The sequence below is a fragment of the Caballeronia catudaia genome (genome assembly GCF_001544755.2).
Taxonomy (GTDB): domain Bacteria; phylum Pseudomonadota; class Gammaproteobacteria; order Burkholderiales; family Burkholderiaceae; genus Caballeronia; species Caballeronia catudaia.
The window spans coordinates 1-19346 of the sequence record NZ_FCOF02000032.1 but is presented as its reverse complement, the minus strand read 5'-3'; the positions used below and the strand labels follow the sequence as shown (position 1 = coordinate 19346).

Annotated in this window: 19 protein-coding genes and 1 pseudogene; 15 read left to right on the top strand and 5 right to left on the bottom strand. The window is 64.3% G+C overall.

The window, feature by feature from the left end:
• Window positions 1-32: 32 nt before the first annotated feature.
• The gene (locus AWB75_RS26200; RefSeq protein ID WP_061126949.1) at window positions 33-743 is read left to right on the top strand and encodes a hypothetical protein; all 711 of its coding nucleotides are present in this window, start codon (window positions 33-35) and stop codon (window positions 741-743) included.
• A gap of 50 nt (window positions 744-793) precedes the next feature.
• Here the strand turns inward: AWB75_RS26200 and AWB75_RS38735 are convergent.
• The 4 genes and pseudogenes from AWB75_RS38735 to AWB75_RS26185 all read right to left on the bottom strand — a co-directional run.
• Window positions 794-910, bottom strand: a pseudogene (locus tag AWB75_RS38735) (branched-chain amino acid ABC transporter substrate-binding protein); the annotation flags it as partial.
• A 3-nt stretch (window positions 911-913) separates the two neighbouring features.
• Window positions 914-1660 carry an SDR family NAD(P)-dependent oxidoreductase gene (locus AWB75_RS26195; protein ID WP_061126948.1) on the bottom strand — a complete coding sequence of 249 codons (747 nt, stop codon included), beginning with the start codon at window positions 1658-1660 and terminating at the stop codon, window positions 914-916.
• A gap of 4 nt (window positions 1661-1664) precedes the next feature.
• Window positions 1665-2027, bottom strand: coding sequence for a cupin domain-containing protein (locus AWB75_RS26190; RefSeq protein ID WP_061126947.1), 363 nt, complete (start codon window positions 2025-2027; stop codon window positions 1665-1667).
• A 225-nt stretch (window positions 2028-2252) separates the two neighbouring features.
• Complete coding sequence (locus AWB75_RS26185) at window positions 2253-2837, bottom strand: isochorismatase family cysteine hydrolase (protein WP_061126946.1); 585 nt, start codon at window positions 2835-2837, stop codon at window positions 2253-2255.
• Window positions 2838-3196: 359 nt separating this feature from the next.
• Here AWB75_RS26185 and AWB75_RS26180 point away from each other — a divergent pair, with 359 nt between their 5' ends.
• From AWB75_RS26180 to AWB75_RS26120, 12 genes are all read left to right on the top strand, one after another.
• The gene (locus tag AWB75_RS26180; protein WP_087086846.1) at window positions 3197-4894 is read left to right on the top strand and encodes a 5-guanidino-2-oxopentanoate decarboxylase; all 1698 of its coding nucleotides are present in this window, start codon (window positions 3197-3199) and stop codon (window positions 4892-4894) included.
• Complete coding sequence (locus AWB75_RS26175) at window positions 4891-6366, top strand: aldehyde dehydrogenase family protein (RefSeq protein WP_061126945.1); 1476 nt, start codon at window positions 4891-4893, stop codon at window positions 6364-6366. Before AWB75_RS26180 ends, AWB75_RS26175 begins: the two co-directional genes overlap by 4 nt.
• Window positions 6367-6506: 140 nt before the next feature.
• Window positions 6507-7604 (top strand): ABC transporter substrate-binding protein, encoded by a 1098-nt coding sequence (locus AWB75_RS26170; protein WP_061126944.1) that lies wholly within the window; start codon window positions 6507-6509, stop codon window positions 7602-7604.
• A gap of 41 nt (window positions 7605-7645) precedes the next feature.
• On the top strand, window positions 7646-8530 hold the full coding sequence (locus tag AWB75_RS26165; RefSeq protein WP_235012246.1) for an ABC transporter permease: 885 nt from the start codon (window positions 7646-7648) through the stop codon (window positions 8528-8530).
• Entirely contained in the window at window positions 8527-9369 is an 843-nt protein-coding gene (locus AWB75_RS26160) for an ABC transporter permease (protein ID WP_061126942.1), read from the top strand. The genes AWB75_RS26165 and AWB75_RS26160 overlap by 4 nt, the downstream gene beginning before the upstream one ends.
• A gap of 32 nt (window positions 9370-9401) precedes the next feature.
• On the top strand, window positions 9402-10475 hold the full coding sequence (locus AWB75_RS26155) for an ABC transporter ATP-binding protein (protein WP_061126941.1): 1074 nt from the start codon (window positions 9402-9404) through the stop codon (window positions 10473-10475).
• A gap of 38 nt (window positions 10476-10513) precedes the next feature.
• Window positions 10514-11326 (top strand): transporter substrate-binding domain-containing protein, encoded by an 813-nt coding sequence (locus AWB75_RS26150; RefSeq protein WP_061126940.1) that lies wholly within the window; start codon window positions 10514-10516, stop codon window positions 11324-11326.
• Between the two features lie 43 nt (window positions 11327-11369).
• Complete coding sequence (locus tag AWB75_RS26145) at window positions 11370-12119, top strand: amino acid ABC transporter permease (protein ID WP_061126939.1); 750 nt, start codon at window positions 11370-11372, stop codon at window positions 12117-12119.
• Window positions 12116-12772, top strand: a complete 657-nt coding sequence (locus tag AWB75_RS26140) for an amino acid ABC transporter permease (RefSeq protein WP_061126938.1) — start codon at window positions 12116-12118, stop codon at window positions 12770-12772. The genes AWB75_RS26145 and AWB75_RS26140 overlap by 4 nt, the downstream gene beginning before the upstream one ends.
• Before the next feature lie 43 nt (window positions 12773-12815).
• On the top strand, window positions 12816-13541 hold the full coding sequence (locus AWB75_RS26135) for an amino acid ABC transporter ATP-binding protein (protein ID WP_061126937.1): 726 nt from the start codon (window positions 12816-12818) through the stop codon (window positions 13539-13541).
• A 63-nt stretch (window positions 13542-13604) separates the two neighbouring features.
• Window positions 13605-14525 (top strand): LysR substrate-binding domain-containing protein, encoded by a 921-nt coding sequence (locus AWB75_RS26130; RefSeq protein WP_061126936.1) that lies wholly within the window; start codon window positions 13605-13607, stop codon window positions 14523-14525.
• 610 nt (window positions 14526-15135) lie between these two features.
• A complete protein-coding gene (locus AWB75_RS26120) occupies window positions 15136-15405 on the top strand; it encodes a hypothetical protein (protein WP_061126934.1) in 270 nt (89 codons plus the stop codon).
• A 140-nt stretch (window positions 15406-15545) separates the two neighbouring features.
• Here AWB75_RS26120 and prpR read toward each other — a convergent pair whose 3' ends face one another.
• The gene (gene prpR, locus AWB75_RS26115) at window positions 15546-17489 is read right to left on the bottom strand and encodes a propionate catabolism operon regulatory protein PrpR (RefSeq protein WP_061126933.1); all 1944 of its coding nucleotides are present in this window, start codon (window positions 17487-17489) and stop codon (window positions 15546-15548) included.
• Between the two features lie 198 nt (window positions 17490-17687).
• On the opposite strand from prpR, the gene prpB reads away from it, so the two are divergent.
• Window positions 17688-18584 (top strand): methylisocitrate lyase, encoded by an 897-nt coding sequence (gene prpB / locus AWB75_RS26110; RefSeq protein ID WP_061126932.1) that lies wholly within the window; start codon window positions 17688-17690, stop codon window positions 18582-18584.
• 22 nt (window positions 18585-18606) lie between these two features.
• The coding region (locus AWB75_RS26105) for a citrate/2-methylcitrate synthase (RefSeq protein WP_327219839.1) at window positions 18607-19346 on the top strand (740 nt) is incomplete at its 3' end.

Genomic DNA, 19346 nt, shown 5'->3' with positions numbered 1-19346 from the left:
GACGGACACGCGATCTTTCGATGGAGACTGCGATGGATGCATTCCTGTCACGCCGGAGAGGAGTCATCAAGGCGGCCGCCGCCGCATCGAGCGTCGTGGGCGTCGCGCTGATGAGTCTGGCAGCGCCGCGCGATTTGCTCGCGCAAACCGGCGGCGCCTGCATCCCCGTTAGCGAACGAACGACCGAATTCGGATGCTTCGTCCACGCGGAACAGCATCTTCAGGCACTGCCAACCGGCCCGGTCTATTGGCATATCGATCGCTTTCCGAACCGCTCATCCGCGCAAGCGGCCAGACAAACCAACGGCACGGTCGTCGAGATCCTTGGACAGGTCTGGCTCTTTACCATCGCGGGCAAGTCCGGGGCTTCGTCGGGGGGCGAGCATATCGCCGATGTCGGTCCTTTGGCGCTTCCTCAGGCCAGGTCCCTGATGGCCACCTACATGGAAGGAGACTTCAACCCCGGCATGCAGTCGACGATCCATCGGCATCCTGGCACCGAAGCCTGGTTCGTCCTCAGTGGCGCACAGTGTCTCGAAACGCCGCACGGCGAACAGATCGGCCGGCCGGGCGCGCCGCCGGTAGTCGTTCCGCCCGGCGAACCGATGCTGCTTACCGGAATCGGCAAGGAGCGCGGACACTGGCTGGTGCTCATCCTGATGGATGCGACGATGCCTCGTGGATCCCCCGCCGACGACTGGACGCCGAAGCATACGTGCGAGCGCATCGGTTCCAGTGACTGATTGGCCGTGGGCGACACAGGTCGAGATCATGTCGTTCGTTACATCGTCGCTTACCTGGCATAAGGAACGGGCAAGCCGTTTCGAATGACATACACGGTTGTGGGCGCGCCCTTCAGGTTCCCCCCGGCATCGAAGGAATACGTGCCGGCTATCCCCTTGTATTGTGACGCTCAAAACGGACTGATCCCCGACATTCCCCCATCGACCGCGAGATCGGCACCCGTCATATACCGCGACGCATCGGACGCGAGAAACAGAATCGCCGCGGCAATTTCGGCTGGGTCGGCGGGCCGCTTCATCGGAATCACGTTGGACCATTGCATCAGTTGCGCTTCGGACATGCCCAGCGATTCGAAGATCGGCGTGTTAGCCACGCCCGGCGAAATGCTGTTGACGCGTATGTCGAAGCCGATGAACTCCGCCGCGAAGCACTTTGCCAGCGACACCACCGCCGCCTTCGACGCGCAATAAGCAGAGAAATTTTTCGTGCCCTGATTCGCCGCAAGCGATGCAACGAGAATGATCGATGCAGGCCGCGCGAGAAACGGAAGCGCTTCGCGCACCGTCGCATACACGCCGCCGACGTTGACGTTGAGGACGTCGGAAAACTGCGCGAGCGACGTCTCGGGCACCGGCGTCTGCCGGGACACGCCCGCGTTGGCGACCACGATGCCGACATCGCACTGAAAGTGATCGACGGCGGTCTGATACAGCCGCTGCATGTCGTCCTGGCTCGCGGCGTCCGCGACGACCGGCAGCGCACGATCGCCCAGCGTCTGCGCGGCCCGTTGCAGTTTTTCCTCGTTGCGCCCACTGATCACCACGCGCGCGCCTTCGGCTACGAACCGCTCGGCTGCGGCCAGGCCGATGCCGCTGCTTCCGCCCGTCACGACTGCCAAGGCATTTTTCGACAGCATCGTCTCATCCCCGCAAGTTGATGACCAATGCGCGGCCCGATCGCAGCGCGCGCGTCGTATGGCCCGTGCCGTGCAGATCGCCCGCCAGGAAAATCGCGCCCACGGGAAAACGCTGCGCCGCGTCACCGCCTTGCACGGCGATTTCGAGCTCCCCCTCCAGCATCACGACGTATTGCCGCGACGGCGGATTATGCCAACCGAGAAAGTAGTCGCCGTCGAACTCGTGCACGAGCACGCTTTCGCACGGCTGCGGCGAAGACAACGTGACAGCGACGCCATTGAACAGCACGGGATTGGCCTCGAACGCGGAGAGCGGCCTGAACTTCGAATGTCCGTCGAGGCTCGTGTAGATCTCGATGCAGTCCATCGCTTCTCCTTTGGTCGGATGAAAGGACACAGCGAGCAGATCGGTGAATGCGGGAGTAATTGAGTCTAGGACACGAATTCGCGCAATGCATCACGGACTGATGGTGCGACCCGCGACAGGCAACAGGATGCACCGCACTCCAGCAATGGAACCCCGATGCGTCGCGCTCTCGAAGAGCGAACTCGGAGGGGGAAGAGAGTTGACCCGGCGCTGATCGTCGAACGTCTAGGCGAGCAACAACAAAGCATCCGCGAGCGACAGCACCGTCGTGCGCGAATCGAATGCGGTGGAGAAAAGATGTTCATGGACCACCTGATCCGGGTCGTAACAACAGTCCTTGACCGTGTACAGGCGGAAGTCTGCGTCGCTTGCATATGCGACCGACGACAGCACGACACCCGTCGATGCAATGCCGACCATGATCAGCGAATCGACACCTCGTTCGGAAAGCCGTGCTTCCAGGCCGGTGCCGAAGAATACGCTGGCCCGATGCGCGATGATGAGCGGCTCATCGGCCTGCTGGCCTAGCTCGGGCGCGGTCCTGTCGTCGATGAAGAGACCGAGCCGCTTGATCCCCTGGCCATTCTTGTTCGATGGGCTGACTTCCGGATAGCCCGCACTGAACCGGAGATTGGCGAAAACCACGCCGACGCCTTTGGCGCGCGCTGCGTCGCATAACTTGCGCGTATTGGCGAGCAGGGACGGCGCGACCGATGGAAAGAGCCCGAGAATATCGGTCTGGTAATGCATGACGATGAGCGCGGTTCGCGCCGGTGTTATCGCTGGAATCTGCAAGGACGGTGTTCCCATATGCACATCTCCTTTTGCGGCCGCCAAAAATAATCTCTTCGTCAGATCGACACGCTTCCGGCACCGGCGTGCTCAACACGACACCGCCCGCGGCCACGGGCGCGCTGCGGGTCAGCCAGGATCGGGCAAGGTCGGTAGCCATGTCGGTGTCCTCCGCCGTGCGATTCCCAAGTATGCAGCACGACGCGATCTGCTTCGGACATCGCACGCTCATCCCTCTGAACGTGCCTGCCCTGCCTCATGCAGGGAAGTCATGCGCCGCATGAGATCTTTTCGATTGTCGTCGCGACGCAGCCACGTCGAGAATGATTCCACTCCAGCCGCGTCCGCGGTGAAACCAATCAGGAATGCGACGACCGATGAACCTTCGCGAATCCAGCAAGCACTTCGACGAATGTAATGTGAGAGCGGCCAACAGTCAGACCACTGCATGTCCTCGCACCTGCGGCGAAGCGCTCGTCACATTGCTCGAAACCTATGGCGTTCAGTACGTCTTCGGCATCCCGGGCGTGCACACCGTCGAGCTTTATCGTGGCCTCGCGCATTCGTCGATCCGGCACGTCACGCCACGCCACGAACAGGGCGCGGGCTTCATGGCCGACGGATACGCGCGCGTCACGGGCAAACCCGGCGTGTGCTTCATCATCACCGGGCCGGGCATGACCAACATCGCGACCGCGATGGCGCAAGCCTATGCCGATTCCATTCCGATGCTCGTGATATCGAGCGTCAATGCACGAGGTCAACTGGGCAACGGAGACGGACGCCTGCATGAACTGCCTTCGCAGCGCGAAGTATTCAGCGGACTCGCCGCGTTCTCGCACACCTTGCTGGATGCCGCCGAGTTGCCGCAGGTGCTGGCACGCGCGTTCGCCGTGTTCGAGAGCGCGCGGCCACGGCCCGTGCATATCGAGATTCCGCTCGACGTCATCGTGTCTCCGGCAAGCGCGATGAAGCCGGCGCCCGCCGTGCGCGCGTCGAAGCCCACCGCGCATCCCGCCGCGCTCGCCTGTGCCGTGGACCTGCTCGCCGATGCCCGGCGCCCGCTGATTCTCGCCGGCGGCGGCGCGGCGCACGCGGCGGTCGAAGTGCGCGAGCTCGCCGAGCGGCTGCAGGCGCCCGTCGCGCTCACCACCAACGCGAAAGGTCTTCTGCCGTGCGCAGCGCCGCTTCTCATCGGCTCGACGCAATCGCTGCCGCCCACCCGCGCGATGATCCGCGAAGCCGACGTCGTGCTCGCGGTCGGAACCGAGCTCGGCGAGACCGACTATGACGTCCTCTTCGATGGCGGATTCGCGATCGCTGGACAGCTCATCCGCATCGATATCGACGCGCAGCAGGTGATGCGCAACGTTCATCCGGATGTCGCCATCGTCGGCGACGCGCGCGAGGCGCTGAGCGCCCTCTCGACGCGACTGCACGAGCGGCCGGTACGTCCCGCTTCATCGGATTGGGGCGCCGCGCGCGTGAAGGCAGTGCGCGACGCCGTCATGGCCGGCTGCGACGCCGCGATGCGATCGCAGAAGCGCCTCATCGACACGATCGTCGGCGCGTTGCCCGAGGTCATCATCGCGGGCGATTCGGCGAGCCCGGTCTACGCGGGCAATTTCCTCCACGACGCGCCCGCGCCGCGCTCGTGGTTCAATTCGTCGACCGGCTACGGCACGCTCGGATATGGGCTGCCCGCCGCGATCGGCGCGAAGCTCGCCGCGCGCGAGCGGCCCGTCGTGTGCCTGATCGGCGACGGCGGCCTCCAGTTCACCCTGCCGGAACTGGCGAGCGCCGTGGAAGCGCGCGTGCCCGTGATCGTGCTGCTGTGGAACAACTTCGGCTACGGCGAGATCCGGAAATATATGGAACAACGCGATATCTCGCCCGTCGGTGTCGATATCTACACGCCTGACTTCATGGCGCTGGCAAGGGCCTTCGGATGCGAGGCCGCGAGCGTCGACGATCCAACCGCGCTCGACGCGGCATTACGGCAAGCGATATCGCGCGAGGTTCCGACCGTGATCGAAATCCGCGAAGCAGACTGGTTTGCGCGGGTGCCGTCATGAGCGCGCAAGCACGCCCCCTCTTCGATTTCCCGCTGCGCACCCGGCTCTTCATCGATGGCGCCTGGTGCGTGTCCGAGACGCGGCAGCGGCTGCCCGTCGTCGATCCATCGACTGAAGAAACGATCGTCGAAGTGGAAGCCGGCGGCCCCGCCGATGTCGATCGCGCGGTGCGGGCGGCGTCGCATGCATTGCGCGCCTGGAAGCAGACCTCGGGCGCGGATCGCGCGGCCTTTCTGCGTGCGATTGCGCGCGGCGTGGAGGCGCATTGCGAACATCTCGCCGCGCTTCAGTCGCTCAACAACGGCAAGCCGCTCGCCGAGTCGCGGATCGACGTCGGCGACGTGGTCGCGACTTTCGACTATTACGCGCAACTCGCCGAAACGCTGGATGCGCCCGAAGAAGCGATCGCGATTCCGAGCAGCGAGCATCGCGCCGTGATCCGTCGTGAACCGGCGGGCGTGGTCGGCTTGATCGTGCCGTGGAACTTCCCGATGGTGACGACGGCGTGGAAGCTCGCTCCCGCGCTCGCCGCGGGATGCACCGTCGTGCTGAAGCCTTCCGAGTTCACCCCGTTGCCGGAGCTGGAACTGGCCGCGATCGTCGAGCGCGCGGGTCTGCCGCCGGGCGTATTCAACGTCGTGACAGGCACCGGGACGGAAGTCGGCGCAGCGCTCACGACGCATCCGCTCGTGTCGAAGGTCTCGTTCACCGGCAGCACGGCTGTCGGCGAGCAGGTCATGAAAGCGGCCGCGCAATCCATCAAGGGCGTGAGCCTCGAACTGGGCGGCAAGTCGTCGATCGTCGTTTTCGCGGACGCCGACCTCGATCTCGCTGTCGATCTCGTCATGGGCGGCGCGTTCTTCAATGCCGGACAGATGTGCTCGGCCACGTCGCGCGTGCTCGTCGAGCGCCCGCTCGCGGAGGCGCTGATCGCGCGGCTCGCCGACCGCGTGGCGCGGACCGTCGTCGGCGATCCGTTCGAATCGGGCGTGCAGATGGGGCCGCTCACGAACCGCGCGCAGTACGAACGCGCGCAACGATTCATCGCTCGCGGCAAGGCGGACGGCGCGAGTCTCGTGGTCCAGGGCGAAGCGCCGGAAGGACGCGGCTATTTCGTTCAGCCAACTATGTTCGTCGATGTGCCCACTGGCAGCGCCGTGTGGCGCGAAGAAATCTTCGGGCCCGTGCTGTGCGTGCGCAGCTTCGATACGGAAGACGATGCGATCGCCACGGCCAACGATACCGAGTTCGGGCTGGTCGCAACCGTCGTCACGCGCGACGCGGCACGCGGCCAGCGCATGGCGGGCGCGTTGCAGGCCGGCGTCGTCTGGATCAACACACCGCAACTGATCTTTCCTCAGACCTCCTGGGGCGGCTACAAGAAAAGCAGCATCGGCCGCGAACTGGGCCCGTTCGGGCTCGCGGCCTTCCAGGAAATCAAGCAGGTACTGACCACGAGCGACCCCGTCTGAAAGGCTTTTCGAAGCCCGAGCCATGCGTCCGGCTCATGGCAACCATGCCGAGAATTCGATTGTTGCCAAAATTTTGCGTCCCTAGAGTGTTCTCACCGACCGCCGTTGTAGACCGCTGCACGTTCATCGAGGAGCAAGCCATGCAAGACATCAAACGAGGCAGAAGGCAGGCCATCAAGTCCATCGGCTTGGCGCTCGCCGCGTCGAGCCTGCCGATGCCGTTCATCAGCACGGCAAGGGCGCAGGAAAAGAGCTTCGCCGGCAAGACGCTGCGCCTGCTCACGTGGTCCGACGACACCGGCGCCGCGGCACTGCGCAACATCGCCGCGACCTTCAGTCAGAAGACCGGCGCGCAGGTCGTCGCCGACCGCGCCGACGGCACATCGGGCATGGTGGCGAAAGTGAAAGCGGCCGGCGACCGGCCGACCTACGACGTCATCACGCTCGCCGGCGTGGGCGCCTCGGGCCTCGCGGATGCCGGCCTCCTGATGAAGCCCGATCTCAACCGGCTGCCCAATCTGAAGGATGTCCCCGCCCAGTACCGCACCGGCGCCAATGGCTTCGGCATCGGCTATCTGCTGTGGTCGGACGGGCTGGTCTACAGCACGTCGTCGGTCAAGACGGCGCCCTCGACCTACGAGGCGCTCTGGGATCCCAAGTATGCGGGCCGCATCTTCCTGCCGCCGCCGGAATGGGCCGAAGCGGTCGATCTCGCGATCATCGCCGCGAAGATGGCCGGTGGCTCGCAGCAGAACATCGAGCCGGGCTTCAAGAAACTCGCGCAACTGAAGGACCGGGTGCTCACGCTCGGCGAGAATCCGAATCAGGTCGCGGATCTCTTTCGCACCGGTTCGCTGGATATCGGCGGCATCTACTCGCCGGCGTTCTTCCCCAATCAGTTGCGCAAGCCCGAGTACAAGATGGCCGTCACCTACGGCATGAAAGAAGGTTTCGCGACACAACTGATGTTCACGGTGATTCCGAAGGCGCATCCGGGCGACATCGAACTGATTCACGCGTTCATCAACCATTCGCTCGATGCCGGCGTGCAAGGCCGCATGGCCGCCGACGTTCTGAACGGCCCGGTGAACTCGAAGGCGGTGATCCCCGCCGAAAGCCGCGCGTTCGTGCCGTCTCCCCAGCAGATCGCGGAGAACGCCGTGCTGCACGACGACAAGGCGCTCGCGGCAGTGCAGCCGGCCTGGATCAAGCGCTATACGGAAATCTTCTCGGCCTGACATCCATGTCCGCACTCTCTTTCCGCCGCAGGACGTCAGCGATGGCGGGCGCCGCCTCCGGGCAATCGGCGGCTCCCGCGTTGCCCAGGGTGCCGCCCTGGATTCTGCTCGCGCCCATCCTCGCGTTTCTCGCGGTGCTCGTCGCGGCCACGCTCGCGGTGCTGCGCATGAGCTTCGGCGTGTCGGGGAACGAGTGGCATGCGCTCACGCTCCGCAATTACGCGGACCTCGCCGATTCGTACTTTCTGCGTTCGCTCTGGCTCACGCTCAAGCTCGCGTTTCAAAGCATGGTCTGCGCGGTGCTGCTCGCGATTCCCGTCGCGCTCGCGATGGCGCGCACCGAGTCGCGGCTCGCCCGCCGTCTTCTGCTTGCGGGCGTGCTGCTGCCGCTGCTCGTCAACCTGCTGCTGCAAGGCTATGGCTGGCTCGTGATGCTGGGACCGGCCGGCATGCTGAATCATGCGCTGCTCGCCGCCGGCGTGATTCGCCGCCCGCTGCAATGGCTCTACCGCGAGAACGGCGTGCTGCTCGGCCTGATCCAGACCGCGTTTCCGCTTGCCGTGCTGCCGCTCGCGAGCGCGATGCGCGCCATCTCGCGTTCTTACGAGGAAGCCGCCGCGACGCTCGGCGCGACCCGCTGGCAGACGCTGCGCCACGTCGTCCTGCCGCTCGCGATGCCCGGCCTCGTGTCCGGCGCGCTGCTCGTCTTCGCCTACAACGCGAGCGCGTTCGCCGTGCCGCTGCTGCTCGGCGGGCGCCGCGTGCCCATGCTCGCCGTGCTCGTGCATGACCAGGTGGCGCCGCTCCTGAACTGGCCGGCGGCGTCGGCATCGGGCGTGGTGCTGATGGTGGCGACGCTCGTCGTCATGTCGGTTTCGCAACGGCTCGTGCGCGGCATGCAGCGCACGGAGGAATCCTGCTCATGAATACCCTGCGTCTCTCCGCGGTCATGCCGGGACGGCTGAGCCGCGCGACCAGCTCGCTCGCAACCATCGTGCTGTTTCTCGCCGCCTTGCCGATCCTGACGATGATCACGATGTCGTTCGGCAATTCCGATACGCTCGAATTCCCGCCGCAGAGCTTCGGACTGCGCTGGTATCACGCCGCGTGGCACACCTTCCTGTCGCCCGACGCCAGCGACGTGCTCTCGATGGGCGCCGCGCTGACGACGAGCCTCATCGTCGCGGTCTCGACGATGCTCATCGCCACCGCGGTCTCGGTGCCCGCGGCCTACGCGCTGTCGCGCTACCGCTTTCGCGGCAAGTCCGTGATCGAACAGCTCGTCGCGCTGCCGCTCGTCTATCCGCTCGTGATGCTCGGGCTCTCGCTGCTGCTCGTGTTCAACGTGCTGCCCGTCGAGCTCGGCATGTTGCGGCTGATCATCGCGCACGTGATTCTTGCCTTGCCGTTCACGGTGAAGAACTGCGCCGCATCGGTCGCGTCGATCGGGCCGGAGTTCGAGGAAGCCGCGTGCCTGATGGGCGCGAGCCCGCGCCGCGCGATCGTCGACGTGGTCTTGCCGCTCATGCGGCCGGGCATTCTCGCCGGCATGCTGTTCGCCTTCATCATCTCGTTCAACGAGTTCACGGTGACGTTCTTTCTGTACGGCATCGACACGATGACGCTGCCGATCTGGCTGTACAGCCGCACCGTGTCCTCGCTCGATCCGACCGTGTTCTCGTTCGCGGTCGTCATCGTGCTCATCGATTTCGCCTTGATCTGGCTGCTCGAAAAGCTGGTCGGCGACGCAGGCGTCGCGCTGTGAAGCAGGCGTCGCGCTCTGAACAGGGAACCCTCATGACTCATCTGACACTTCAGGCGGTGACGAAGCGCTTTCACACGGCATATGCGGTCGATCACGTCGATCTCGCCGTGCCCGACGGCAAGCTCGTGTGCTTTCTCGGACCGTCCGGCTGCGGGAAGACGACGCTGCTGCGGATCATCGCGGGTCTCGAAACACCATCGTCGGGAACGGTCGCATTCGCCGGGCGCGATCTCACGCACGTCCCCGCGAACCAGCGCGATTTCGGCATGGTGTTCCAGTCGCTCGCGCTCTTTCCTCACATGACGGTGGCGCAGAACATCGCGTATCCGCTGCGGCTGCGCCGGGTCGCGAGGGACACGCAAGCCGCGCGCGTCGCCGAACTGCTCGACCTGATCCAGTTGCCGCACATGGCGGACCGGCCGGTCTCGCGGCTGTCGGGCGGACAGCGCCAGCGCGTGGCGATTGCCCGCGCCATCGCGTCGTCGCCGAAGCTGCTGCTGCTCGACGAACCGCTCTCGGCCCTCGACGCGAAGCTGCGCGAGGCGATGCAGGTCGAAATCCGTCTGCTGCAGCAACGTCTCGGCATCACGACGATCATGGTGACGCACGACCAGCGCGAAGCCATGACGATGGCCGACGAAATCGTCGTGATGGAAAAAGGCCGCATTGCGCAGGTCGGCAAGCCGCTCGACATCTACCGCAATCCCGTCAGCGAGTTCGTCGCCGATTTCATCGGGCTCGGCAACATCCTGCCCGTCACGCTCGACGGCCCGGACCGCATCGGGCTGCCCGGCGGGCAGCAGATCATCGTCGATGCCGCGCTGCGCACGAGCGGCGCGGCAGGCGATGTCCGCTTGCTGATCCGCCCTGAAGACGTTTCGATGCGGGCGGCCGTCGCCGATCCGGGACCGAACGTGCTGGCCGGCAAGGTCGCGTTCATCCGCGATGTCGGCTCGTCGCTCGAAGCCACCATCGATTGCGCCGGCTTCACGCTGACCGCCGCCACGACCCCGCGCGAGACGCCGGATCTTCAGGTGGGCATGCCCATCTTCGCGGAATTGCCGCCGCATGCCTGCAAGCTCATCGCGGCACGCACCGCGCACTGATTCACGCCGACCAACACATAGTCACAGGAGACACCCTCATGAACACGACGACTTCCGTACAGCGCTTCTTCAAGCGCACCTCTGCCGCGCTCGCCTTCTCCGGCGTCGCGAGCCTTTGCGCATTTGCGCCGCTGGCCCAGGCCGATGCGCTCGACTCGATCGGCAAATCCGGCGTCGTGCGGATCGGCGTCTTCGAGGACTATCCGCCGTTCGGCTCGATCGGGCCGGACATGAAGCCGCAAGGCTATGACATCGATGTATCGAACCTGATCGGCAAGACGCTCAACGCGAAGGTCGAACTGGTCCAGGTCACGGGCGACAACCGCATGGCCTATCTCGCCGACCATAAGGCCGACATGCTGCTCTCGGTCGGCAAGACGCCGGAGCGCGAAAAGGTGATCGACTTCTCGCAGGCGTATGCGCCGTACAACCTGGCCGTATTCGGTCCGAAGTCGCTGGCCGTGAAGAACGCGGGCGACCTGGCCGGCAAGAGCGTGGCCGTCGCGCGCGGCACGCTCGAAGACCTGAGCGTGAGCAAGGTCGCGCCGCCGTCCGCGTCCATCAAGCGATTCGATGATCCGAACGGCGCCATCTCCGCATTTCTGGCCGGGCAGACGCAATTGCTCGTGGTGGGCAACGACGTCGGCGCAACGATCATCGCGCGTCGCCCCTCGAACGATCCCGAGCAGAAGTTTTCGCTCTTCAGCTCGCCCGATCATGTCGGCCTGAACAAGAACGAACCGCGCCTCAAGCAGAAGGTGGACGAGGCCATCGCAGCCGCGAAGAAGGACGGCACGATGAACGCCATCTCGCAGAAGTGGCTGCGCGCGCCGCTGCCGGCCGATCTCTGATGCGCTGCGCTGTTCCGCTCATTCGCACGCCGAGGACGCCTCGATGACCTACACGTTCGATTTCAGCGACTTCGGCCTCTACATGGACGTGCTCGCGCATGGCGTCGCGGTCACGCTCGGCCTCACGGCCGTATCGACGCTGCTGGGCGGTCTGGTCGGCATCGGCGGAGCGTGCCTCGCCGTGACGGGGTCGAAGCCGGTTCGCGCCGCGGTGGCCACGTATGTCGAGATCATTCGCAACACGCCGTTTCTCGTGCAGCTCTTCTTCGTGTTCTTCGGGCTGCCCAGCCTTGGCGTGCACATCGGCGAGATCGAAGCCGCCGTGCTCGCGATGACGGTGAACCTCGGTGCGTATGCGACAGAAATCGTCCGGGCGGGCATCGACTCGATTCCGCGCGGACAAGTCCAGGCCGCGATGGCGCTCGGCCTGCGGGGTCCGCACGTATTCCGCCACATCGTGTTGCCACAGGCGCTCGCCAACGTGTTTCCGGCGTTGCTCGGGCAAGTGCTGATCGTGATGCTCGGCTCGGCGGTCGTATCGCAGATCTCGGTGCCGGACCTCACCCACGCCGCCAGTTTCATTCAGTCGCGCAACTTCCGTTCGTTCGAATGCTACGTGATCGTGACCGCGATCTATCTGCTGCTGTCGATCGTGCTGCGCATGCTGATCAACCGGCTCGGCAAGCGGCTGTTCGCGGGACGGACCGCGCGTAGTGTCGCGAGCGCGCCTCGACGTGGATGGCGCAATCTGTTTTCGATGCGCTTGGGCCTTCCGAAGGAGCGTTCACGATGATCGAGTTCACGCTATGGGATATCGCGCGCAACCTGTTGCTCGCCGCGCGCTGGACGGTTTTGCTGTCGTTGATCGCGTTCGCCGGCGGTGGCCTGACGGGGCTGGTGCTGCTCGCGATGCGGGTGTCGCCGCTGCCGTGGCTGCGCAGGTTCGTGGTGCTGTATGTCGAAGTGTTCCAGGGCACGCCGCTCCTGATGCAGCTCTTTCTCGGCTTCTTCGGCTTGCCGTTGCTGGGTGTCGACGTGTCGCCGTGGGCTGCCGCGACGGTCACGCTCACGCTCTACACCGGCGCCTGTCTCGCCGACATCTGGCGCGGCTGCGTGGAGGCGGTGCCGCGCGGTCAATGGAGCGCGGCGGCGAGCCTCGGCATGACATGGACGCAGCAGTTGCGTTATGTGGTCTGGCCGCAGGCGTGGAAGATCGCCGTGCCGCCCACCGTGGGCTTTCTCGTGCAGGTCGTGAAGAGCACTGCGCTCACGTCGATCATCGGGCTCACGGAGCTGACCAAGACCGGGACCATGATCACCAACGCAGCGTTTCGCCCCTTCCCGATCTACGCCCTCGTCGCGCTGCTGTACTTCGCGATGTGCTTTCCGCTGACCTGGTATGCGCGCGCGCTCGAACGCCGGTACCGGGTCGGCCGGCATCGCTGAGGTTCGACGCAGTGACCAACGTCCTTTTCAAGCGGGTTTGCACATGATTTCCATCGGTAACGTGTCGAAGTGGTACGGCCAGTTTCAGGTTCTGACCGATTGCACCACCACGGTCAGCAAAGGCGAAGTCGTCGTGGTCTGCGGGCCTTCCGGGTCCGGCAAGTCGACGCTCATCAAGACGGTCAATGGCCTGGAGCCGTTCCAGAGCGGCAGCATCACGATTGATGGCGAGTCCGTCCACGACAAGCGGACCAATCTGTCGAAGCTGCGCTCGAAGGTCGGGATGGTGTTTCAGCATTTCGAGCTCTTTCCGCACATGTCGATCACGCAGAACCTCACGCTCGCACAGACGAAAGTGCTGGGGCGCTCGAAAGACGAGGCGTCCGACAAGGCGCTGCGCCTGCTCCAGCGAGTCGGCCTGCGCGCTCACGCGGACAAGTTTCCGGGGCAGCTTTCGGGCGGCCAGCAACAGCGCGTGGCGATTGCGCGAGCGTTGTCGATGGACCCCGTCGCCATGCTGTTCGACGAACCCACTTCCGCGCTCGATCCGGAGATGATCAACGAAGTGCTGGATGTGATGGTCGAGCTGGCGCAGGAAGGCATGACGATGATGTGCGTCACGCACGAAATGGGGTTTGCCAGAAAGGTCGCGCACCGGGTGATCTTCATGGATCACGGACGCATCGTCGAAGACGACGACAAGGATGCATTCTTTGCCCATCCACGGTCCGACCGTGCCAGGGATTTTCTGGGCAAGATACTTCATTAACATCACGTCCGGCTTGCTACACTATTTTTCGCATGACACGATCCATGATCGGAGACACGCCCCATGCGACGACTTCCTCCGCTCAATGCGCTGCAGATCTTCGAGACGGTCGCGCGTCATCGCAGTTTCACGCGCGCGGCTGAACATCTGTGCCTCACGCAAGGGGCGATCAGCCGGCAGATTCTCGCCCTCGAGGAGTACTTCGGATTTCCCCTTTTCATTCGGGGCGCGAGGGGCTTGACGTTGACGGCTGAAGGCGACGTGCTGCTGCCGGTCGTCAGAGAGGGCTTCGCGCGTATCGAGGAGGTGTCGTTGCGCCTCACGCGCCAGCGCACCGATCTCGCGCTGAAAGTACCGACCTGCGTGATGCGCTGGATGCTGCCGAGGATCATGCGTTTTCAGAGCGAGCATCCCGAGCTGCAACTGCAGATCACGACGACCTGGCAGCACGACGTCGATTTTCAGGTGGAATCGTTCGATGCGGCGATCATCTATGGCTCGTCGCCCGGCGCGGACGTGCACGCCGTGCCGCTCTTCGACGAGCAGCTCACGCCCGTGTGCGCGCCGGACCTGCTAAATGACAGGCCGCTCGCCGCCGCAGCGGATCTTGCGCACCATGCCCTGCTGCATCCGACGCGGGATCATCGCGACTGGAAGCTATGGCTCGACCGTGCGGGTGCGAGCGAGATCGATGCGACGCTCGGCCCCACGTTCGAAACGCTCGATCTGGCGACGAATGCCGCCATGCAGGGCTTCGGCGTCGCGATCAGCGACCGGACGCTGGTCAGCGAAGACGTCGCGGCCCGTCGGCTCGTCATGCCGTTCGAGACCGTGCTCGAAACCGGTTCGCGCTACTACTTCGTCTACCCGGACTGTGTCGCGAATCAGCCGAAGGTCAAGCTCTTCAGCGACTGGATCATGCGCAACCGCGATGCGGGCGCGACTATGGCTGATCAGGTGGCCACTAGTGGCAGACGCACCTGAAACGTGGTCTTTCCCGGACGCGATTGCAAGCGGGCCGAGCTCCTCCTGCCGGATGCCCGCGCCCGCGAGACTCGGCGCCTGAAGCCAGGGCTTGGTCACGCCCTGTGCGACGAGCCAGTCGCCGAGCGCATCCATCGCCTGATTCTGCTTGAGGGCGTCGATACCCGGCGCCACGTTCGTCACCTCCCCGCGATCGCCCAGGCGCTCCAGGATTTTCATCGCATCGACAGGAATCGGAATGCAATTCGATCGAAGCGCGCCAAACCGCGGCTTCAGTAAGAATTGTAGTGCTCGGGCGTCGATTGTCGTCTGACGCGCGCATTGGAATAACTTTCTCCCGGCTTGGGTATAAGGTTGATAGGTGCACTTCTTTCGCGTGCACCGGCTCATCCGGCGACTCTTCTGGTGCTGCTGCCACCTCGGGCGCCACACGCGGTGTCATCCCGCGTGTTTCAGGTCCTTCCCAGAAACGCAACTCGAACGCGATCTGTTCCCTCTGCAAACGGGTTCAGGCCGAAGCGAATGCAATTCAACGCTCGGCATGCGTTCGCTCGCATGTCCTGAATAAGGGACCGTCGGGCTACAGAAAGCCTTCGTTGAGGAGTTCGTCATGAAGACCGTACTCATATCCGCGTTGTTGGTCGCCGGGTTTTCGCTCGGGAGTCTGACTCAGGCGCAGGAACCGACCGACACGCTTCAGTCCATGCCGCCATCGGCGCAGCAGAACGCGCAGTCCATCGCGCCTTCCGGCGATTCGGCATATGGCGGCGCCCCGGCCGGCCAGAGCGCCAGCGGCACGACTTCGAAATGGACGACCGCGGGCGGAACTTCCAGGTGCACGCCGCTGCCGTTCTGCAACGTCTATTCGGGCGGGCAGTAAAAGACGGTGCGCGTGCCGGGTCTCGGCGGCGCAGTTCGCCTCGCCGTCGACGACCCGAAATCGATTTCGAAAGCAAGACAGCTCCACCGGTCGTCACACACGTTTGTCAGGCCACGGACGCGTCCGAACGACCACTCTGCTCACTTCGCATTGAGCCTTCGCCACAACGTCGTCTTGCTGATGCCGAGCGCTTTGCAAACCGCATCGCGATTCCCTCCGAATGCGGCCAGCGAGGCGCGGACCTGATCGGCTTCCACCGAGCGGCTCAGATCGCGAAGCGACAGATCCGCTTTCTCGTCGGACCTGTTTTCGAACACCTCGGGCGCGATCGCTTCCAGCTCGTTCAATGTCAATGCGATGACTGCATCCCTGTCGACGTCCATGTCCGAGATCTCCACCGCGATACGCTCGACGATGTTCTGCAACTCGCGAACATTCCCAGGCCACGGGTAACGCCGAAGCACCGGCTCCAGGGGCGCGAGCAGGCGCGCCGCTGCTTCGCGGCCGGGCACGCGCAACGCGAGCGCCTTGTCGCGCCGGGCGGCCTGCACCAGCAGCGCCGTCGCGAGGGGCAGGATGTCGCTGGATCGCGCGCGCAACGGCGGCAACGCCACGCTCAAGATGTTGATGCGATAGAAAAGATCGGCCCGGAACGAACCATCGGCGACACCCTCCGCGAGCGAGCGGTGCGTCGCGGCAATCACGCGGATATCGACGCGCGTCGGCTCCGTCGATCCCAGGCGTATGACTTCTCGTTCCTGCAGCACGCGCAATAAGCGGCTTTGCAGCGGAGGCGGCATCTCGCCGATTTCATCGAGAAACAAGGTGCCGCGATGCGCCGCCTCGATCAACCCGGCCTTGCCGCCCTTGCGCGCGCCGGTGAACGCGCCCTCCTCGTAGCCGAAGAGTTCGCTTTCGAGCAGCGCTTCGGGAAAGGCGCCGCAGTTCATCGCGACGAACGGAAAGTCCTTGCGACGGCTCAGGCGATGCATGCTTTGCGCGACCATTTCCTTGCCCGTGCCGCTTTCGCCGAGAATCAGCACGGTGGCATCCGATTTCGCGTAACGGCGCACGAGCGCTCTGACCCGTTCGATCGACTCCGACTCGCCGACGACATCCTCCAGCCGATAACGCGCGACGAATTCCTGCGCGCCCTGCCGCGATCGCAGCGTCCGGTCCAGCCGCTCGACGGCGCGCGATTCCTGGAACGTGAAGATCGTGCCGCCCGCTGCGCCTTCGCTCGCGAGCGGCCCGCGATGGATCGCATAGCTCACGCCGCGCACGGAGCCGAATACATCGCCATCGGTGGAAGGCAACACGCCATCGAGTTCGGGCGCGACACTGAGCAGCGCCTGGCCGACCGCGCGCGATGTGTCCGCGATGCCGAGCGCGTTAGCCAGCCGGCGATTGATGGCTTCGATGCGACCGCCCGCATCGACCGCGACGACGCCATCGCGCAAATGCTGCAACAGGTTGTCCAGGCGATTGCGGCGCGCGACCTCGTGGCGCATCGCCTGCGCGACTTCCAGCGCGGTCTCGAACGCCCCGACGACGGACGTGCGCGAATACAGAAACACCGAACTCATGCCCGCATCAGCCGCGAGATCCGCGACGAGGCCGGGACCGACCACGACGTCGACGCCTCGATCGCGCAGATCCAGCACGAGATTTTCCGCGTCCTGCGCCGAGCGATACGACTCGCAGATCATGTCGATGCCGTAGGCCGCGAGGAACCGGCGAATCTCCGCGGGCGTCTCGCCGTGCGTGACGAGCGCGACGCTCGCGCCCTCGCGCCGCGCCTTCGTGAGCGCGTGCATCACGTCGAAACCGGTCGGGCTGATGACGACGACCGGCACCGACACGCGGCCCTTCAGGTAAGCACCATTGGAGCCGCCTGCCACGACGACATCCGGCCGCCCGTCGCGCGCGGCTTCGATGCGGTTCGCCGCGTCCTCGTAGCCGAGCGGCACGACGTCGAGCTCGGCGCGGTCGGCATAGGCGCCGGCGATATCGATGAACAATTCCCTGAGCCGGCTGATGCCGACAGCCCAGATGCGCGGGCGCGACGCGGTTTCCGTTTGCATGATCGTCTGCGTTGAATGACACGGTGAGGTATGTCCAGTATGCGCCATTTCATTTCAGGTTCGAAATATGAAGTTTCAGTCGTGAAAAGCACGATGGTCCGCAGAATTTCGCTTATTCATAAAAATCAGGCACTTACCCAAAACTCGAAAGCTGGCAAGCTATTTGCATAAAGATGCGGACTTTTCCAGGAGACGAATGTGAGTGTCGAAAAACAGTCCGCGCAGACCGCGGGCGCGCGCTTGCGCAAAGCGGTCGCCGAAGAATCCCCGTTGCAGGTCGTCGGCGCGATCACTGCTTACGCGGCGAAGATGGCCGAAGCCGTCGGTTTCAAGGCGCTGTACCTGTCGGGCGGCGGCGTGGCCGCCAATTCGCTCGGTATGCCCGATCTCGGCATCAGCACGATGGAAGACGTGCTGATCGACGCGCGCCGCATCACCGACGCATCCTCACTGCCCTTGATGGTCGATATCGACACGGGCTGGGGCGGCGCCTTCAACATCGCGCGCACGATCCGCTCGTTCATCAAGGCGGGCGTCGCGGCCGTGCATATCGAGGATCAGGTCGGGCAGAAGCGCTGCGGGCATCGGCCGGGCAAGGAAGTCGTGTCGACCGGCGAGATGGTCGATCGCGTGAAGGCCGCCGTCGATGCGCGCACGGACGAATCGTTCGTCATCATGGCGCGCACGGATGCGGCGGGCGCCGAAGGCATCGACGCCGCGATCGAGCGTGCGGTCGCGTATGTCGAAGCGGGCGCGGACATGATCTTCCCCGAAGCGATGAAAACGCTGGACGACTATCGCCGCTTCAAGGCCGCCGTGCGCGTGCCGATTCTCGCGAATCTCACTGAGTTCGGCTCGACGCCCTTCTTCACTGTCGATGAACTGAAGAGCGCGAACGTGGATATCGCGTTGTATTGTTGCGGTGCGTATCGCGCGATGAATGCGGCGGCTTTGAATTTCTATGAAACGGTGAAGCGCGACGGCACGCAAAAAGCCGCCGTCGAAACGATGCAGACGCGCGCCGACCTGTACAAGTATCTCGGCTATCACGCCTACGAAGACAAGCTGGATCAGCTTTTTGCAGCGCAGAAATAACCTTTGTGACGGAGACGAATCAATGAGCGAAGCAGACAACAGCACCGCATCCGCAGGCGCTTTCAAGCCGAAGAAGTCCGTCGCGCTGTCGGGCGTGACGGCGGGCAATACCGCGCTGTGCACGGTCGGCAAGACCGGCAACGATTTGCACTATCGCGGCTACGACATTCTCGATGTCGCGACGACTTCCGAGTTCGAAGAAATCGCGCATCTGCTCGTGCATGGCAAGCTGCCGAATGCCGCCGAATTGAAGGCTTATAAAACGAAGCTGAAGGCTTTGCGCGGCCTGCCCGCGAACCTGAAGGCCGCGCTCGAATGGATTCCTGCTTCCGCGAATGCGATGGACGTCATGCGCACCGGCGTCTCCGTGCTCGGCACGCTGCTGCCCGAGAAGGACGATCACAACGCGCCGGGCGCGAAGGATATCGCCGACCGTCTGATGGCCTCGCTCGGCTCGATGCTGCTGTACTGGTATCACTATTCGCATAACGGCAAGCGCATCGAAGTCGAAACCGACGACGACTCCATCGGCGGACACTTCCTGCATCTGCTGCATGGCGTGGCGCCGTCGAAGTCGTGGGTCGATGCGATGCACGTGTCGCTCAATCTTTACGCCGAACATGAATTCAACGCATCGACGTTCACGGCGCGCGTAATCGCGGGCACCGGGTCCGACATGTACTCGGCGATCACCGGCGCGATCGGCGCGCTGCGCGGGCCGAAGCATGGCGGCGCAAACGAAGTCGCATACGAAATCCAGTC